This window comes from Thioalkalivibrio sulfidiphilus HL-EbGr7, assembly GCF_000021985.1.
In the GTDB taxonomy this organism is placed as follows: domain Bacteria; phylum Pseudomonadota; class Gammaproteobacteria; order Ectothiorhodospirales; family Ectothiorhodospiraceae; genus Thioalkalivibrio_A; species Thioalkalivibrio_A sulfidiphilus.
Genome location: NC_011901.1, coordinates 2991747 through 3006095, shown reverse-complemented (window position 1 = coordinate 3006095; position 14349 = coordinate 2991747). Strand labels below are relative to the sequence as shown.

At 64.5% G+C, this 14349-nt stretch carries 16 protein-coding genes; all 16 read right to left on the bottom strand.

Annotated features, from left to right (window positions below):
• Positions 1 to 13: 13 nt before the first annotated feature.
• Positions 14 to 358: a hypothetical protein gene (locus TGR7_RS14375; protein ID WP_012639401.1), complete on the bottom strand. Its 345-nt coding sequence runs from the start codon at positions 356 to 358 to the stop codon at positions 14 to 16.
• Complete coding sequence (locus TGR7_RS14370) at positions 355 to 1767, bottom strand: integrating conjugative element protein (protein WP_012639400.1); 1413 nt, start codon at positions 1765 to 1767, stop codon at positions 355 to 357. The genes TGR7_RS14375 and TGR7_RS14370 overlap by 4 nt, the downstream gene beginning before the upstream one ends.
• A 10-nt stretch (positions 1768 to 1777) precedes the next feature.
• Complete coding sequence (locus TGR7_RS14365; protein WP_012639399.1) at positions 1778 to 2716, bottom strand: TIGR03756 family integrating conjugative element protein; 939 nt, start codon at positions 2714 to 2716, stop codon at positions 1778 to 1780.
• A complete protein-coding gene (locus tag TGR7_RS14360; RefSeq protein ID WP_012639398.1) occupies positions 2713 to 3075 on the bottom strand; it encodes a TIGR03757 family integrating conjugative element protein in 363 nt (120 codons plus the stop codon). The genes TGR7_RS14365 and TGR7_RS14360 overlap by 4 nt, the downstream gene beginning before the upstream one ends.
• 237 nt (positions 3076 to 3312) lie before the next feature.
• Positions 3313 to 3813 (bottom strand): RadC family protein, encoded by a 501-nt coding sequence (gene radC, locus TGR7_RS14355; RefSeq protein WP_012639397.1) that lies wholly within the window; start codon positions 3811 to 3813, stop codon positions 3313 to 3315.
• A 203-nt stretch (positions 3814 to 4016) separates the two neighbouring features.
• Positions 4017 to 4760, bottom strand: a complete 744-nt coding sequence (locus TGR7_RS14350; protein WP_012639396.1) for a DsbA family protein — start codon at positions 4758 to 4760, stop codon at positions 4017 to 4019.
• Positions 4761 to 4772: 12 nt separating this feature from the next.
• Positions 4773 to 7655, bottom strand: a complete 2883-nt coding sequence (locus tag TGR7_RS14345; protein WP_012639395.1) for a conjugative transfer ATPase — start codon at positions 7653 to 7655, stop codon at positions 4773 to 4775.
• Positions 7656 to 8090, bottom strand: coding sequence for a TIGR03751 family conjugal transfer lipoprotein (locus TGR7_RS14340; RefSeq protein WP_012639394.1), 435 nt, complete (start codon positions 8088 to 8090; stop codon positions 7656 to 7658).
• Positions 8071 to 9489, bottom strand: coding sequence for a TIGR03752 family integrating conjugative element protein (locus tag TGR7_RS14335; RefSeq protein WP_012639393.1), 1419 nt, complete (start codon positions 9487 to 9489; stop codon positions 8071 to 8073). The genes TGR7_RS14340 and TGR7_RS14335 overlap by 20 nt, the downstream gene beginning before the upstream one ends.
• Positions 9479 to 10366 (bottom strand): TIGR03749 family integrating conjugative element protein, encoded by an 888-nt coding sequence (locus TGR7_RS14330; protein ID WP_012639392.1) that lies wholly within the window; start codon positions 10364 to 10366, stop codon positions 9479 to 9481. The genes TGR7_RS14335 and TGR7_RS14330 overlap by 11 nt, the downstream gene beginning before the upstream one ends.
• An 11-nt stretch (positions 10367 to 10377) precedes the next feature.
• Positions 10378 to 11046, bottom strand: coding sequence for a PFL_4703 family integrating conjugative element protein (locus TGR7_RS14325; RefSeq protein ID WP_012639391.1), 669 nt, complete (start codon positions 11044 to 11046; stop codon positions 10378 to 10380).
• On the bottom strand, positions 11043 to 11441 hold the full coding sequence (locus TGR7_RS14320) for a TIGR03750 family conjugal transfer protein (protein WP_012639390.1): 399 nt from the start codon (positions 11439 to 11441) through the stop codon (positions 11043 to 11045). The genes TGR7_RS14325 and TGR7_RS14320 overlap by 4 nt, the downstream gene beginning before the upstream one ends.
• A gap of 13 nt (positions 11442 to 11454) precedes the next feature.
• Positions 11455 to 11823: a TIGR03745 family integrating conjugative element membrane protein gene (locus TGR7_RS14315; RefSeq protein ID WP_012639389.1), complete on the bottom strand. Its 369-nt coding sequence runs from the start codon at positions 11821 to 11823 to the stop codon at positions 11455 to 11457.
• 18 nt (positions 11824 to 11841) lie between these two features.
• The gene (locus TGR7_RS14310; protein ID WP_012639388.1) at positions 11842 to 12075 is read right to left on the bottom strand and encodes a TIGR03758 family integrating conjugative element protein; all 234 of its coding nucleotides are present in this window, start codon (positions 12073 to 12075) and stop codon (positions 11842 to 11844) included.
• The gene (locus TGR7_RS14305) at positions 12072 to 12422 is read right to left on the bottom strand and encodes an integrative conjugative element protein, RAQPRD family (protein WP_012639387.1); all 351 of its coding nucleotides are present in this window, start codon (positions 12420 to 12422) and stop codon (positions 12072 to 12074) included. Before TGR7_RS14305 ends, TGR7_RS14310 begins: the two co-directional genes overlap by 4 nt.
• A gap of 110 nt (positions 12423 to 12532) precedes the next feature.
• Positions 12533 to 14272 carry a UvrD-helicase domain-containing protein gene (locus tag TGR7_RS14300; protein ID WP_008733875.1) on the bottom strand — a complete coding sequence of 580 codons (1740 nt, stop codon included), beginning with the start codon at positions 14270 to 14272 and terminating at the stop codon, positions 12533 to 12535.
• Positions 14273 to 14349 lie beyond the last annotated feature (77 nt).

Sequence of the window (14349 nt, the reverse complement as noted above, 5' to 3'; positions counted from 1 at the left end):
TCGTCCCGCATCGCTACGGTTGTCGCAGCAGCACGCTGATTTCGAGCAGCACGATGGCGGCGACGGCGCCGACCTCCGCGCGCAGCAGGCGCTGATGCGCTTCGCGGGATGTGTCGCGTTCCCGGAGGCGGCGACGCATCCATATCCACCCGTAGGCCGTCGCGCCATACAGGCACAGCCGCCAAACGAGGAAGTAACCGGCATGCTCGTCCAGCCACCGGCTCCAGGTGTGCGCGTCACCGACGAGGCGAATGCCGACGAGGTTGACGGCCACGGCGACGAACACGATCAGCGCAATCCATCCCAGCGTGCGTCCGAGTTGCCGGTTGAACAGCCACTTCGGCAGTCCGATCCTCATGGCGGATTGCCGGGGTTCTGCGGCCGCTGGATGGCGTCGAGACGATCGCGCTCGGTGTCGCCCTGGTAGATGCCGCGCGAGCCGGCGCTGCGCGTACCGTGCCGCTGGATGATCGCCATGGGCGAATTCGCCGCCAGTTCGCGCCGCAGGTCCAGTTCGGTCTTGAGGTTGTTGATCTCCTGTTCCAGCAGGCTGCTTTCGTGTGTGATGGCATCCTGTGCGAGCTGGTTGGCCGCGACGTTGGGCTCCTTGCGCCCGGCCAGCAGTGTCCGCTGCAACAGCAGGGCCTTCTCCAGTACGCTGGACAGCGCGACCTCGGAGGCCAGGCGACGCGCGAGCACATCTTGGTCCGGTTCGTCGCGCAGCGCCTCGATGACGCCGCGCGTAATCGGCAGTGATGCACTGCCGGCCACTTCCAGGTTCTCGAACGTGGTCGTGCTGGCACCCGTCACCAGATCCCGTAGCGCTTCCAGCCTGGTTTCGTACTCCTCCTGGATCAGTGGCGTCAGGCCGACGCCGGCGGTCGCCTGGGTCTTGAGGCAGCCATCGCAGGTCCGGTGCTCTTGCTCACCCAGCACGCGGGTTGCCCAATCGGTGGCGGCTTGGGGAGACGGCCAGGTCTGGCAGCTCAGGCGATTGCCGCACGTGATGCTGTCGATCGGCGACGTATCGGTAGCGCCGCGGCCGTTGAGCAGGTTGTAGCCGGCGCGGGTCACGTCGCTGACCACGCGGATGGGATTCTGTCCGGCGCCGCCGGCATTGCCGCCGCCGACCCAGGGCACACCGTCGTTGCCGCGACTGGTTTCGGCCTGTTCGATGGCCGATACGGCATCGGTGCTGGCCACGGCCTGTTTGAGCGCCATGCCCTCGGCCAACTGATCCCAACCGAGCTGACCACCCGCCGCGTCGGCCATGCGGTTGGCGATCGCGCGGCAGGTGAGCTTTGAGCGATCGAAATCGAGCCGTGCTTGCAAGATGCCATTGGTCAGCAGGTTGTACAGACCGGGATCGGCGCGCTGGATGATGAGCGCCGGCAGCGACGCCACGGCCGCCGTGGCGTTCTGGATCACCTGGCTCATGATGGTCTGGAAGCCGTTGGTGATGCCGTTGAGCTGGTTCTGCAGCGTGGTGGTGATGCTCATGTCGCCGCAGATCAGGTTGCTGTTCCAGCCGATGCCGACACCGAGGCTCTGCATCTGGCCGACCGGCCCCATCGATACCGCCCGGCCGCCGCCGATGCTGTACAGCACGTCATCGCCGATGACGCTGCCGCGATGATGTACACCATAGTCATTGACGCTGGTCTGCGCCCACAGCGGGTTGCTCATGGCGGCCAGGACGCCGGCAAACAGGATGCTGCGCGCCAGCCGCGTCATGGCGAAGGGGTGTGAAAATAAGGACATGCTCATGGGCCGCACCTCAGTTGAAATCCGTGCTGCCCAGGAACACCTGTCCGCGCCGCTGACAGCAGGAGTACGGGCGCCACAGCGCCCAGGCATAGTCGCCTTGTTGGGCCTGGATGCGGACGTTGTTGTGCGGGAAGACCCCGCAGGAGGATGACAGTCGAGGCGTCAGTTCTTGCCACTTTCCCGTGGAGGCATCGCTTTCCACCAAGGCACCTGCGGGCCAGTAGCCCGCGCTGGCATTGGCAAGCAGCGGCTGATAGACATGGACCTGCCCACGCCGGGTCACGATGTCGCCGGCACGCTGCGCGACGACGGCAGCCGCCTTGTAGTCGTCCACGTGATGCAGGAGCCCACCGCGCGGATAGACGTTGCCCCACAGGTTCAGGCCGGTGCGCGTGCCGATCTCGCGCATCCCAGGGATCAGCGCCTCGGGATAGACGGATTCGGGGATGTTGTAGCGCCAGGCCACGGTATCGAGCGTACTCAGCAGGTACGGCATGAACGCCGTGCCCGCACCGGCGCAGGAGTAACCCAACTGGCTGACGAATTCGCTGAAGAAGGTAGCGCCTGGATGCCCGATCACGTCGGCGTTCTTGAACTTCGCGAGGTTGTTCTCGTGCTCTTCGTTCGTCGTGCCGTCACCGCCACCTTGAGCGGTGGGATTCGGCATGCTCATCGCCCGCACTTCCACCCAGGGGTTCTCCCCGGTGTTCGAGTAGCTCGACACGACGGCATCGGGAACGTAGTGCTGCACCTTGACCGAGGTACGCACCGTGCAGCCGGTGAGCGTGCAGTACAGCCAATAGCAAATGCCTTGCACGCGATACGACAGGCAATCGGGCGACAGCACCGAGCCGGTGATAGTGGCGGTGTTGAGCGCGAAGGCGGAAGCGGCGGTGCCCAGCAGGACGGATGCCATGCCGGTGCGCCATGCGCGGCGGGATAGCTTCATGGTTGAGTCCTCCGGTATTCCTCGATGCGCGCGAGGGCGCGCGACACGTCGGTCTCGCCGTAGACGACGTAGCGCCGATCGACCACCACGGCGGGAATCCTGGTGATGCCCAGGCTCCAGGCGTCGGTCACGCCCTGGTAGGCATCAGCCAGGCGTTGTTGGAGTGGTGTGCCGCCATCCTGCAACCGCTGCCGGACGATCACGGCCGCCTGTGCCGGATCGGCGGGGAGGTTTACGGCCAGCTCCGCTTCGATGCGGGCCGGTGCGTCCAGCTTGACGACGTGGATACCGACGGGCGCCTCTACGGCGTGGTGCCGGTCGGTGAATACCCGGACGTCCGCGGCTTCCGCGTGGGCCATCGCGGCTACCGCCGTTGCCAGGAGGCATGAAGCCAGCGTTGGGCGGCAACGCAGCCGGTGTCGTTGTGTCTCGACGTGTTCAGAGCGTGGGTACATGGGGTGGCTCCCATTGGGTCGATACTGGCGCTAGTCGATCCCATCGGGCAGATGGACACCATCAAGAAAGGGAACTGTCCCGTGACCGCTTTCATCCGATCCGAACACGAAAAAAAGGCGCCTGGTGGGGCGCCTCAAGGACTACAGCAAGCCGGCTTCCGCGAAGGAAAAAGGCGTTTCTTCACCGACGATGAAATGGTCCAGAACACGAACGTCCACCAGTTCGAGAACCGATTTCAATCGGGTCGTGATTGCCTTGTCGGCATGGCTCGGCTCGGTCACGCCCGAGGGGTGATTGTGGGCAAAGATGACCGCGCTGCAGTTGTGCTCGATCGCCCGCTTGAGGACCGCGCGGGGATACACACTGGCGCCATCGATGGTGCCGTGGAACATCGGCTCGAAAGCGATCACGCGGTGTTGCGAGTCGAGAAACACGACGGCAAAGACCTCCAGTGCTTCGCTGGCGAGTTTCAGCCATAGATATTCTCGCACGCTGGCCGGACTGGTCAGCTCGGCACCGTGTTTGAAGAGACGTTCCTCCAGCACGCCGATGGCTTGCCGGATCAACGGATCTTCGTGGATGCTCGCGTACCGGACGAGCGCTGATGATGCACCGTCGGTGACGGTATCGGACGGATTCATGGGAACCTCCTTGATAAATGAAACGGAGGCTCCCGTCCCCGTGTGGGGGTGAGACCCCCGTGGGACGTGATGAAGAAAGCCCGGAATCGGGCTTGGACGATTGGCATCCTCCATCGAAAACGATGGATGTTCGCGCGTGGGATGCGGTGCGAACTGGAACGATCAACGCGGTCGAAACCGCGCCGCAGCCTTGAAGATCGCGGCTACCTGGGCATGTCGCTGACGTTGTCAGCAGGCATCTCGGGTATCTCGGGCAAGGTTTCGGCCATCGCCGGCTCATCGCCCGATGACGTCAGCAGATCAATGGCCGACAGCAAGGCATCGCCTTCGACGGCACCCGGCAGCAGCAATGCCTGGCCGGTGCGGTTGTCGATTACGCGCAGCATCGGGGTCGCGGTGATGCCGGCCAGCGCGGCTTCCTCGGCCTGCGCTCGGATCACGGCGTCGGGCCGTGCGCTGGTCAGGCATTCGCGCAACTCGGGTGTCGCGCCGGGTGGCTGGATGCCGGACGGCAGGCCTCGACCGCCGCCGCGGGTATGCTGGTAAATCCAGGCGACGGTGTTCCAGAACGCTTCCCGCCCGCCGGTTTCTCCCGCGCATTCCGCCAGGCGTGCCGATTGCGTGACGGCTGGTTCGTGCATCGGCAGCGGCAGATGGTGCCATTGCCAGTTCACGTCGGGATTGGCGTCGATCCAGCGCTTCAGTACGGGGAAGTAGGCCTGGCAGTACGGGCATTCCAGATCGGCGTACTCGATCAGCGTGAACCGCGCGTCGATGCGGCCGTAGCGCCACGGTGGACCCGCTGACGCGGCAGCCTCGGCGGACGCCGGGTCGCCAGTGTGCGGGCTGCGTCCAAGCGACCAGGCCAGCAGCACGAGCAGCACCGCGATCCCGGCCAGCATCGGCCCCAGGTAACGTCGTAGCGTGTGCAGGCCTGGCGTGCGCATGATCTTTCCGCCTCAACCGAGGGCGTCGAGCGGCAATGGCTCGATGCCGCGTGCCCGGTCGATTTTCTCCGCGACCTTGAAAGCGGCCTCCAGCTCACCGATGCCGTGTTGCCGCATCAACTGATAGCGCTCGGCCTTCTCCTCGGGCTCGGTCATCGCCATGGCCAGGTAGAGACTCGGCGGCACGGCGCGGAACAGGACTTCCATCGACTTCGACAGGATCACGCCTTCGCTGAACTTGCCGGACTCCTTGCGCGCCGACAGTATCAGCGCCTTCTGTGCCGGATTGAGTTCGCGGAAGCGCGCGACCTTCTCCACTTCGTCGGGTGGCATCGACAGGCAGATCCACCACTCGATCATCGACAGCATCGGTTCGGCGGCCTTGGGCAGATCGTCCAGGTTCTGCGTCGCCAGCCAGAACCAGGCGCCGAGCTTGCGCCACATCTTGGTGATCTTGACGACGTAAGGGGCAAGCAATGGATTGCGGGTGATGATGTGACCCTCGTCAGTGACGTTGACGATGGGGCGCCCCAGGAATTGATCCCGCTCGGCGATGTTGTTGACGGTGTTGATGAGCGAGATATAGGCGATGGAAAGCTGCGCGTTGTAGCCCTCGCGCGCGAAGGTCGCCAGATCGACGATGGTGATGTCGGCTTCCGGCCATGGCGTGCCGGGACGATTGAACATTTCCCCATCCAGGCCCTGGCAAAACATATCCATCGCGTCCGCCATTTCCAGCAGGCGAGCGCGCCGGGCTTCTGGCAGCGCGGAATCGCTGGCGCGCTCGCGCAGGGCGTTGCGCACGTCCTCGGTCAGCACCGTGCGCTTCTCCGGCGCACAGCGATGCGCCGCGTCGAGAATGCACTGGCGGATCAGGCTGCGATCGGCGCGGGTCATGCGCGCCTCTTCCTTGTCCTCGCCGCCGGTAATCATCAGGCGGGCGGTGATCTCCAACTCGCCGAGCACGTCGCGCTGTTCATCGCTTTCGCTCGATGCGTCTTCGGGTTCCTGTTCCTCGTCCAGGGCATCGGCGTCCAGCGTCCGCACCTGGCTGGGCGTATCCACCAGACGCCACGCATCGGCAAAGGGCGCGAGGCTCACGCCAGCGCCGGGCGCGAGCTTCACCCGATGCACCGTCAGGCCAAGGCGCTGGGCGAATTCGCCAAACAGACCGAAGCTGTTCCCCGCCTCGACGATGAACAGCCGGGGCCGGTAGATCGCGACGAGCTGGTTGAGGATGTTGTTGAGCGTGGCCGATTTGCCCGAGCCGGTCGGGCCGAACAGAAACAGATGGGCATTCATCTGCCGGTCGCGCCGGTTGAGCGGGTCGAAGGCGACGGTGCCGCCACCGCGATTGAAGAAGGTGATGCCGGGGTTCCCGGTGCCCTGATTGCGCCCCCACACGGGCGTGAGATTCGCCGCGTGCTGCGCGAACATGAGCTGGGTGTACCACTGGCGTCGATCCCTGGCCGGGTCATAGAGGCAGGGAAGCCAGCGCAGATAGCTGTTGAGCGGCGCGACCTCATCCTCTTCGCGCACGGGCAGGAGGCCGGCGTTGAGCATGACGTTGGCGAGTTGCAGGCCGCGCGCGTCAAGTTCGGCCATGTCGCGCCCGCGCAGGTAGAAGGCCAGCGCGCCGCGATAGAGCTTGTGCGAACTGCCGATCAGCGAACGTGCCTGCTGCACGTCCTGCCGGGCCTGCTCGGACGCCAGCGTTTCGCCGACCGCTTTCTTGCCCAGGTAGTTCAGATGTGCTTCCAGTGCGTCCTGTGGCGTGGCGACGAGGGTGAGACACATCACCGTGTCCTCGGGCATCTGGTCGAACAGCGCGTTGCAGGCATCGCCGCCTTTGCGTGTTTCCCCGGTCAGGTGTCCGGTTGTCGGCGGTGTGCGCAGCCGGTCGAGCACCATGACCCGATGCGGCATGTCGTCGAAAAACCAGATGCCGTTCGCCACGTCGGAGCGTGGCTGGCCGAAGAACAGCCGTTGCGAGAAGTCCGTGCCGCTGGCGAGTTCGACGTCGCCTTCGTTTGCTTCTTCGGGGTAGGCGGCCAACTGGTAGAAGCGTTCACGATCGGCAGCCGTCGCGCCTAGCAAGGTCGGGTTCGGGTTGAACCAGCGCAGCAACCAGGCGTGGATGTCCGCCGCGCCCAGGCGCCGCGCCTTGACGCCCGCATTGGCGAGACCGCCGGCCAGCCGGTCGCATACCGTCGCCAGGGCCTGTTCGGGCGATTGGCCGCGACGGTGTGAAGCGCCCGGCGTGCGACGATAGACCACCATGCGCACGCGCCGCGTCTGGCCGCGCCACGGCAGGTGGGTCACGGTGGTGTCGTCGAACAGGCCGCCCGGCTTGGTGATGGCCCGCAGGTGATGCGCGAAGAACCGCAGGTAGAAGTCGCTGAACGCGCTGCCCTGCGCGCGCGGCTGGATGTAGTCCCGCAATACGTTCAGATAGTCCGTCCAGTCGGCTTCGTCCTGGGCATAGAGCTGCACCACCCAGGGTTGCTCGTCGAGTTCGTCGAAGCTGTCCTGTAGGGCATTCTCCAGCGCGTCTCGGGCCTGCCACAGCCAATCGCTTTCGCGTCCTTCGGTGCCGATCGGTGTCAGCTCAAAGAACGCCGCCACCGATTCACCATCCTCCAGCAACAGGCTCTTGGCGTCGGCCAGATATTCCACCCACGGCAACAGGTCCACGAAGGACGGCGCCACGTCGTAGAGGGCCTGTTCATCCGCCTGCGTGGCGGGCCGGTGTTTCGGATCGAGGCGGGTGCCGGGCTCGGGAATGCCATGCGCTTTCAGGCCGGCCACATGGCGTTGCCAGGCGTCGGCCTGCTGTGCCTCGGATTCCTCGGATGCCGACACAGGTTTGCGCGGCCACGGCAGCGACCACGCCATTCAATAGTCCTCCACGCGCTCGCCCGGCAGGGCGTACTGCACGCGCTGATAGAGCGGGAACACCGTGCTGTAGCCGGGCACAGGCACCGGATCGGTGCCCGTCAGGTGCGGGAATACATACATCACCAGGTCCGGGTTGGGGAGGCGGTGGAACTGCCGGTAAATCTCGTTCTGCGCCGTGCGGGTGTAACGGGTCTGCACGCCGGGCGCGGTCTGCACGTCCGTGTCGGTGAGCGGCCGACGCAAAGCCTGCCGGGCGTCCAGCAGCTCGCGCGATGCGCGGCCGCTGCCCGCCGGTCCCCCGGTCTCTTGGTTCCAGATGTCGAGCATGGTCCGGTCGTCGTGAGTCAGCAGCTTCTCCTTGCTGGTCGCGCAGCCGGCCAGTGCGACGACCGCGAGCACGACGGCAAGCCGTTCAATCCAGATCCGGGACATGGGAACCTCCGAGACGGTGATCGACCCGGCGCCCCTTGGCGTCGTAGTCGATGGTGAGTGGCTGCTCGATATGCACGGCGACCTTGGCGCCCGGCTCGACGTAGACGGCGGCGAAGGCCTGGCCGTAGAGCTTGTTCACCCACTGCGACATCTCCTGCACCCCGCCGGCCAGGATGCGGCCCATCGCCTCGTTGGCGGTGATCCCGACCGTCCCGATTGAGCCGTCGCTGCCGACGTAGGACACCCGGCCGCTGTCCGAGTCGATCAGCGAGGCCGCGCCCGCTCCGGCGGCCGTGATCAGTGCCTGAGTGCCGAGATATTGCTGGGCGTTGCTGCGCCGTTCACCGCTGACACAAGGGATGCCGTGGGGGTCGCTGATCCAGCCGAGACCTCCCTGGGTGCCGGTGTCGCTCCGGTTGCTGCTGCTGCGACCGGACTCTTCCGGCAGCGTGCGGATGGTGCCGTCCTCGAACACAAAGGTGATGGAGCGGATCTGCCCGCGCACGCAGGAAAGCGTCCAGTCCCCCGAGGCCGTGCCGCTGACCACGGCGCCGGCCACATCCGGGATGTCGATGCCGTTGGCCGTGAGGTTGTCGGGGCCGATCACGACCTTGAACGGATAGGGATCGTTCACCGTGCCGTCGATGGGCACGCGCCCGATGAGTGCCGTCATTGCGATCGACCCCATCAGGGTCGAGTTCGACGGCACCGTGTAGACCGCCTCAAGCGACGATGTGCCGACGGCGCCGCCGGTGGCGCGGCCGAGGGTCTCGGATGCGGCATCCAGGGTTTCCCCGACCGGGCTGAAATCGTTGGGGAAGCTGAAGCCGTTGCGACTGCCGCTGCGGCCTTCGGCGGGCCTGGCGTCGTCCGGCTCGATCCAGCGCACGCCGTCGCGGCCGAAGTGCTGGCCGTCGCCGTCCTCCAGCCCGAGACCGATCGGCAGGTCGGTGTGGCCGGCCCTGCCCCCCAGGCCTTCAAACTGGCGTTGCAAGTCCTGCAACAACCCCTGGGCCTGTTGCCGTTCGCTGGCCGTCTGTTCGCGATCCTGACGCAGTTGGGCGCGTTCGGTATCCAGGACATTCTGGATACGCTGCTCGATCGACCGCTCGCGTTGACGCAGGCGGTCGTTCTCCGCCCGCTGGTTGCGGTTGTCGGACAGCGCGGTCTGCAATTCGGTGCGCAACTGCCGCACCTGGGCCACCAGCGTGGCGACCGTATCGTGCGGCGTGTCGCCTTCGATGCCGAGCGCCCGCATCTCGTCCGCCGTCAGTTGGCCGCCGGCATCGCCGGGGAGCGGTGATGCGCCACGGTCGCCGGAAAACAGCTTGACGCCGATGAAGACCAGCAACAGCGCCATCGGCAGCATCAACCACTTGAGCAAACCGTTACTGCGCATCGCCGGCTCCTTCCGCACTGCCGGCCGCTGCGGAGGCCGGCAAGTTGTGCGCAGCGTCGATGGGACTGATGGCTGGCAGCAGCGATTGCGCCAGGCCGCGGCCGCGCGTCACCAGGTACACCACGCTGGTGTCGCGCGAATCGCCCGCCGGTCCCAGGTCGGGGTGCTGGAACGTCGCGGTGACGAAATCGCCCTGCAAGGCGCGCGGGTCCAGGTCGATCCACCGAGAGGATGTGTTGGTCAGCCGGATCGCGGTCACCCATTGATCTTCCAGCCGCCACGCGGCCAGCGCCCTGGCGCGCACTGGCAGCGTCGGCAGCAGTGTGTCGAGCGCCAGGTCGCGGCGCAGGTTCACGCGCACGACGCCGTTCACCGGCTCCACCGTGCGCAGGGGCGCGTACAGGCTCTGCGCGGCGTAGCGCGTCAGCACCACGGGGACCGGCGTCTCCCGTGCGGGGAGCCGCGCCGCATCGGCGGCCGGCTGTTGGCCGGTGTCACCGTAGCGCTTCGCGTGCGATTCGCTTTCGATGATGCGCGCGGGTTCCAGCGGCGCCTCGCCAGGCTCGGCGGCAATGTCGAGCAGAATCAGGATGCCCGTGTTGGCATCCTGCAATTGCAGGCGGGTCGGCTCGATCGGTTCGCTGGCAAGCAGGTAGAGGGCGCCACCGGCGCTTTGCACACGCAGGCGGTCGCCCAGCGAGGCGGGTACGCCGACACGCACATTGCGGTCGATGAAGATCACGCGCTCGTGGCCGACCACGAGAGGCACGGCCAGCGGCAACCGCTCCCAGCGCAGAATCTCCAGCGCCAGAGCGCTCGGGATCAGGCCCAAGGTCAAGGTGGCGGTTGCCAGGAAGCTGAGGACAAGATGTTTCATCGCGGGACTCCCTACGGACCACCGGGACCATCGGTAGCGGAGGCGGCTGCCCCCTGCGGCGCGATGCGTTGCGGGGTACTGCTGTAACAGTCCAGTGCCAGGCCGAAGGGATTGCGCTCCGGGTCGATGTCCAGACGCACCACTTTCAGCGGATACCTCACCAGGGCGCGCTTGACCTGCTCGGCGCCGTGGTACTCGTCGGCCGTTATGTCCAGCGTGACGATCCAGTCGCGGTCGGACACCACGCGGACGCGCGCCGTCGGGTCGTCGCCGAAGCCGCGACCCGGAATCTCGTAGATGCCCCGCACGCGCTGACGCAGTTCGCCCGTGCTGCGGCGCTGCTCGTAGTCGCGCCGCAGGAAGATCTGACAGCCGGGTGTCAGGTAGGCCGACAGCGCATGGATGTTGCGCGCGTAGTCGTCCTCGCCGTTCGTCGGCCAGCGGTTGAGCTGCTGGAAGACATAGAAGGTAAAGGCGTAGACCGACTCCGGCGGCACCTCCCACCACTTGCGCACGCTGCCCGAACGCAGGTCCGGCGGCACGTGGATGGTCAGATCGCGAGGCGCACTCCACCAGCCGAAGCCCAGCACCAGGGCGACGACGAATAGCGCACCGGCTCCTATGCGCAAGGTCTTGATGTGCGCCTGCAGGTGCGTGATTTCGTTCTTGAAGCGGCTCATGGCGCACTCCTGCGCGTCGTCCAGTGGCCCGACCGCGTGACCAGCGACCTGCCGCCCGTATAGGGCGCGAAGGCGGGATGACGCAGCGCGACCCACCACTGAAGATGCCGGTACAACCAGGTATCGGGACGCCCCCGCTTGTGGCTTCGCAACGCGCCGCCGCACACGAACACGCCCATGCCAATGGCGGCCACGATCACGGTTGGGACCATCGCGAGCGTGGACGCCAGCCACGCCAGCGGAATGCCCAGCACCAGGCCTACCGTGGCGGAGAGCCCTACGCAGACCCACAGTTCGTCGGCCGTCAGTCCGCGTACCACCACGGGCTGACGGTTCAGACGATGCGGCAAGAAAGCCACCGTGCCGTCGTGCAGGCTGTCCTGGCTCCCCGACATCGCTCCGGCCTCCCTAGAGGACGCCGGTGGCTTCGGTGAGCAACCAGATACCCACGACCAGCAAGATCGCGCCGATTGCGACCGTCAAACCGAACTGGCCCCAGGTCTTGCGGCCGGTGTGAATCTCCGAATAGGTGCTGTAGGCGTGGTAGCAGACGCCGACGAACATCGAGGCGACCACGAGCAGCGCGACCAGCATCACGATGTCGTAACCGTAATTGCGCAGCGTCTCCATGATGCCGCTGCCGGTGCCTCGCGAAGGGTCTTCGAGGGTTGGCAGGCCCTGGGCCTGCACAATCGGCGACAGGCTCACCGAGATCAAGGCGACGGTGGGCAGGCTGATCAGGCGTGCAGAACGAGTGGAGACGGAACGGAAAGTCATGGTGGTGTCCTCATTGCGTCAAGAGAGAAGGAAAAACGTCAGCACGACGTACATCGCGACGAAGCGCACCGCGACGCCGAGGAACTGGCGCTGGGAGATGCTGTTTTCGGCCCAGCCGACATAGGCTGTGCGCAGTGCCCAGACGCCCCACAGCAACAGCACGACGAACACGCCGCCGACCAGGACGACGGAAACATCTGAAGGGCCGAAACCGCTGTTGGCCTGAAAGGCGGTGACCTGATCGCCCGTCATGGCGCGTCCTCCGCCTCTTGGCGGTAATCGCCGATCAGCGTTGTGGGGTCGCGCGGCTGTGCGCGCTGCGGCGTCAGGTAGTCGCGGATGCCGCTGCGGACACGCTCGATGTCCTCGCGCAGCCGCGCGTAGTCGAAGTGGTAGCGGGAGGCGTCCTGCTTCGGCAGGCGCTCGCTGTGCTCGGCCAGCCGGTCGAGCATGTCGAGCTGACGCATGAGGACGGCCAGTCGCTCTGGTTCCGTAGCATCACCGGCGAACACCGAGGCTTGGAACGCCAATAGAGGGATAGCCAATAGCGCGGCGATCGGAAGACGCCGGGCAAGTTCGTGGCTGTTGGTATGTCCCATCGTGCCTTTCCCCATGGACGCGGATGGCACGATGCTGCGGCACACGGACTAGCCGCGCCGCAGTAAATAGGAACAACGCTGCTACCGGATTGATCTAGCCCGAGCTGAGTCTACGAAAAAGCGACAGCACGGATGCTCTCTGGCAAGAACCACCTTTCAAGTGTTGCGATGGCATCTGGCGAAAGCTGCTGTGTGAACAGCAGGGCAAGGCGGCGTTTCGGTCTTGAGCAGGCAACATAGAACAAGTTTCGATTTCGCTCGAAGGCCGCCTGCTTCCCGGGTGGGATGGCTGCGCTTCCTGCCAGTTCGAGCATCTCTCCAAAGTTGTACTGGTTCCACCCGCGACCGATGACAACAAGAACATTCTCGAACTCCGCGCCCTTTACTCCGTGTTTGGTTTCAAAGGGAGAGTGACCATCCAGATAGCTCCGTAGCGTTTTGATTTCTGCGTATCTGACCGCGCGTAGCTTCTCTATCTCCGCCAGTGCGGCCGGCATCTCTTCGCCGCTTGCTCGATCGAACTCGCGTAGTTCCCGCTCACGCTTCTCGATGGCTTCCGGGAGTCTTGGCTTCCGCCGGTTGAGCAGGTGGTCGATGACTTCTCCGACCGTGCCATTTTCGCGAATCGCCAGTAGCTGGCTCATCGCATCGTGCCAGGCTGCCTTATCGGCCTGACTCCGCAATAGCGGCGTGTTACCGCCCAGCGCATCGAACATGGCGCCGAACCTATTCGCGGAGAAGGCATCGCACGCAGGCTCCAACTGGTCTACGAAGAAGGCAATATACGGATGTTCCTTCTTGGCAAAGGAATCGTTGTAACGAAAGACTGATGGCAAGCTGGCATAGCCCTGCTCACTGGCAAGAAGCCTATGCGTCAGCATGAGTACCTTTGTACTTTCCGGGGAAAAATCCCATCCCTCTTGTGTCAACGAGGCCTTCACTCCCTCAAGTGTGTCGTGGCCGACTTCCGAAGGTAAATCTCCTCCCCAATGGGCACCGGTTTGTCGTCCTCCAGTCCAGGCATTTGTATGAAATACGCTGACCTGTCCAATAGCGTCAGGGTCTTCGACAAATTGTTGTAGCTCCGGGCGCATCCGGTTGAGGCAGTCAACAATGGCTTTGACTGATCGGAAGTTGGCTTCCTTGCCAATCTCTTTGACTTGCGGATGCTCAAGTCTTCCGCATCCATTGCCATATATCTTCTGCCAATGGTCGCCGAAGAAGCCGAATAGGGGTGAAGGCGGATTCCCCAAAAACAGCCGCTGAATCGCCTCGACCCAATCCTTATCGGTATCTTGATATTCATCCACAAGAATGATTGGAAACCGATCTGTCACTATATGCCTAAATTTGGCATGCTCCATCAATGAAACAGTGAGGGGCAACACATCATCGTGATGGAGAGACACGCGATCTTCACGAATGGAGCGGTGCCCAAAGTTGTACTCGATTACACGGTTACCCAGGCCGCCTCCAGCTTCCGCAATTCTCTCTTGCCATGCCGGCATCGCCTCAACCAAACCACGGAGTTGTTTCTGGAAGCCACTGATCAATGACCAACAGAAGGCATGATTGGTGTCGCAGTACACCATTGGGCTTCTGTCAGTACGGGCGGCAATTTCATCGCGGGCCACATTGGTAAATGTAATGCACGCAATCTGCTTGTTTTTCCTTGGAAATGTGCTTTTGTGGCGCTCGATCAAATAGTGGAGCGCTTTGATGAGGGAGTAGGTCTTCCCAGCGCCTGCTCCAGCTTCTAGCCGGAAGTGCTCTCCGGCATCCAGGCTGCGAAACATGGCATCAAGAGCGCGCTGGCTGGCAACCTCGGCCGGTGACTGCGGATCAGGCATCAGCGGCATCCTCCTCGTTGGCGATCATCGCCTCGGCCGCCAGGGCAAGCGCCGGGTCAGGGATCAATCCACCCAAG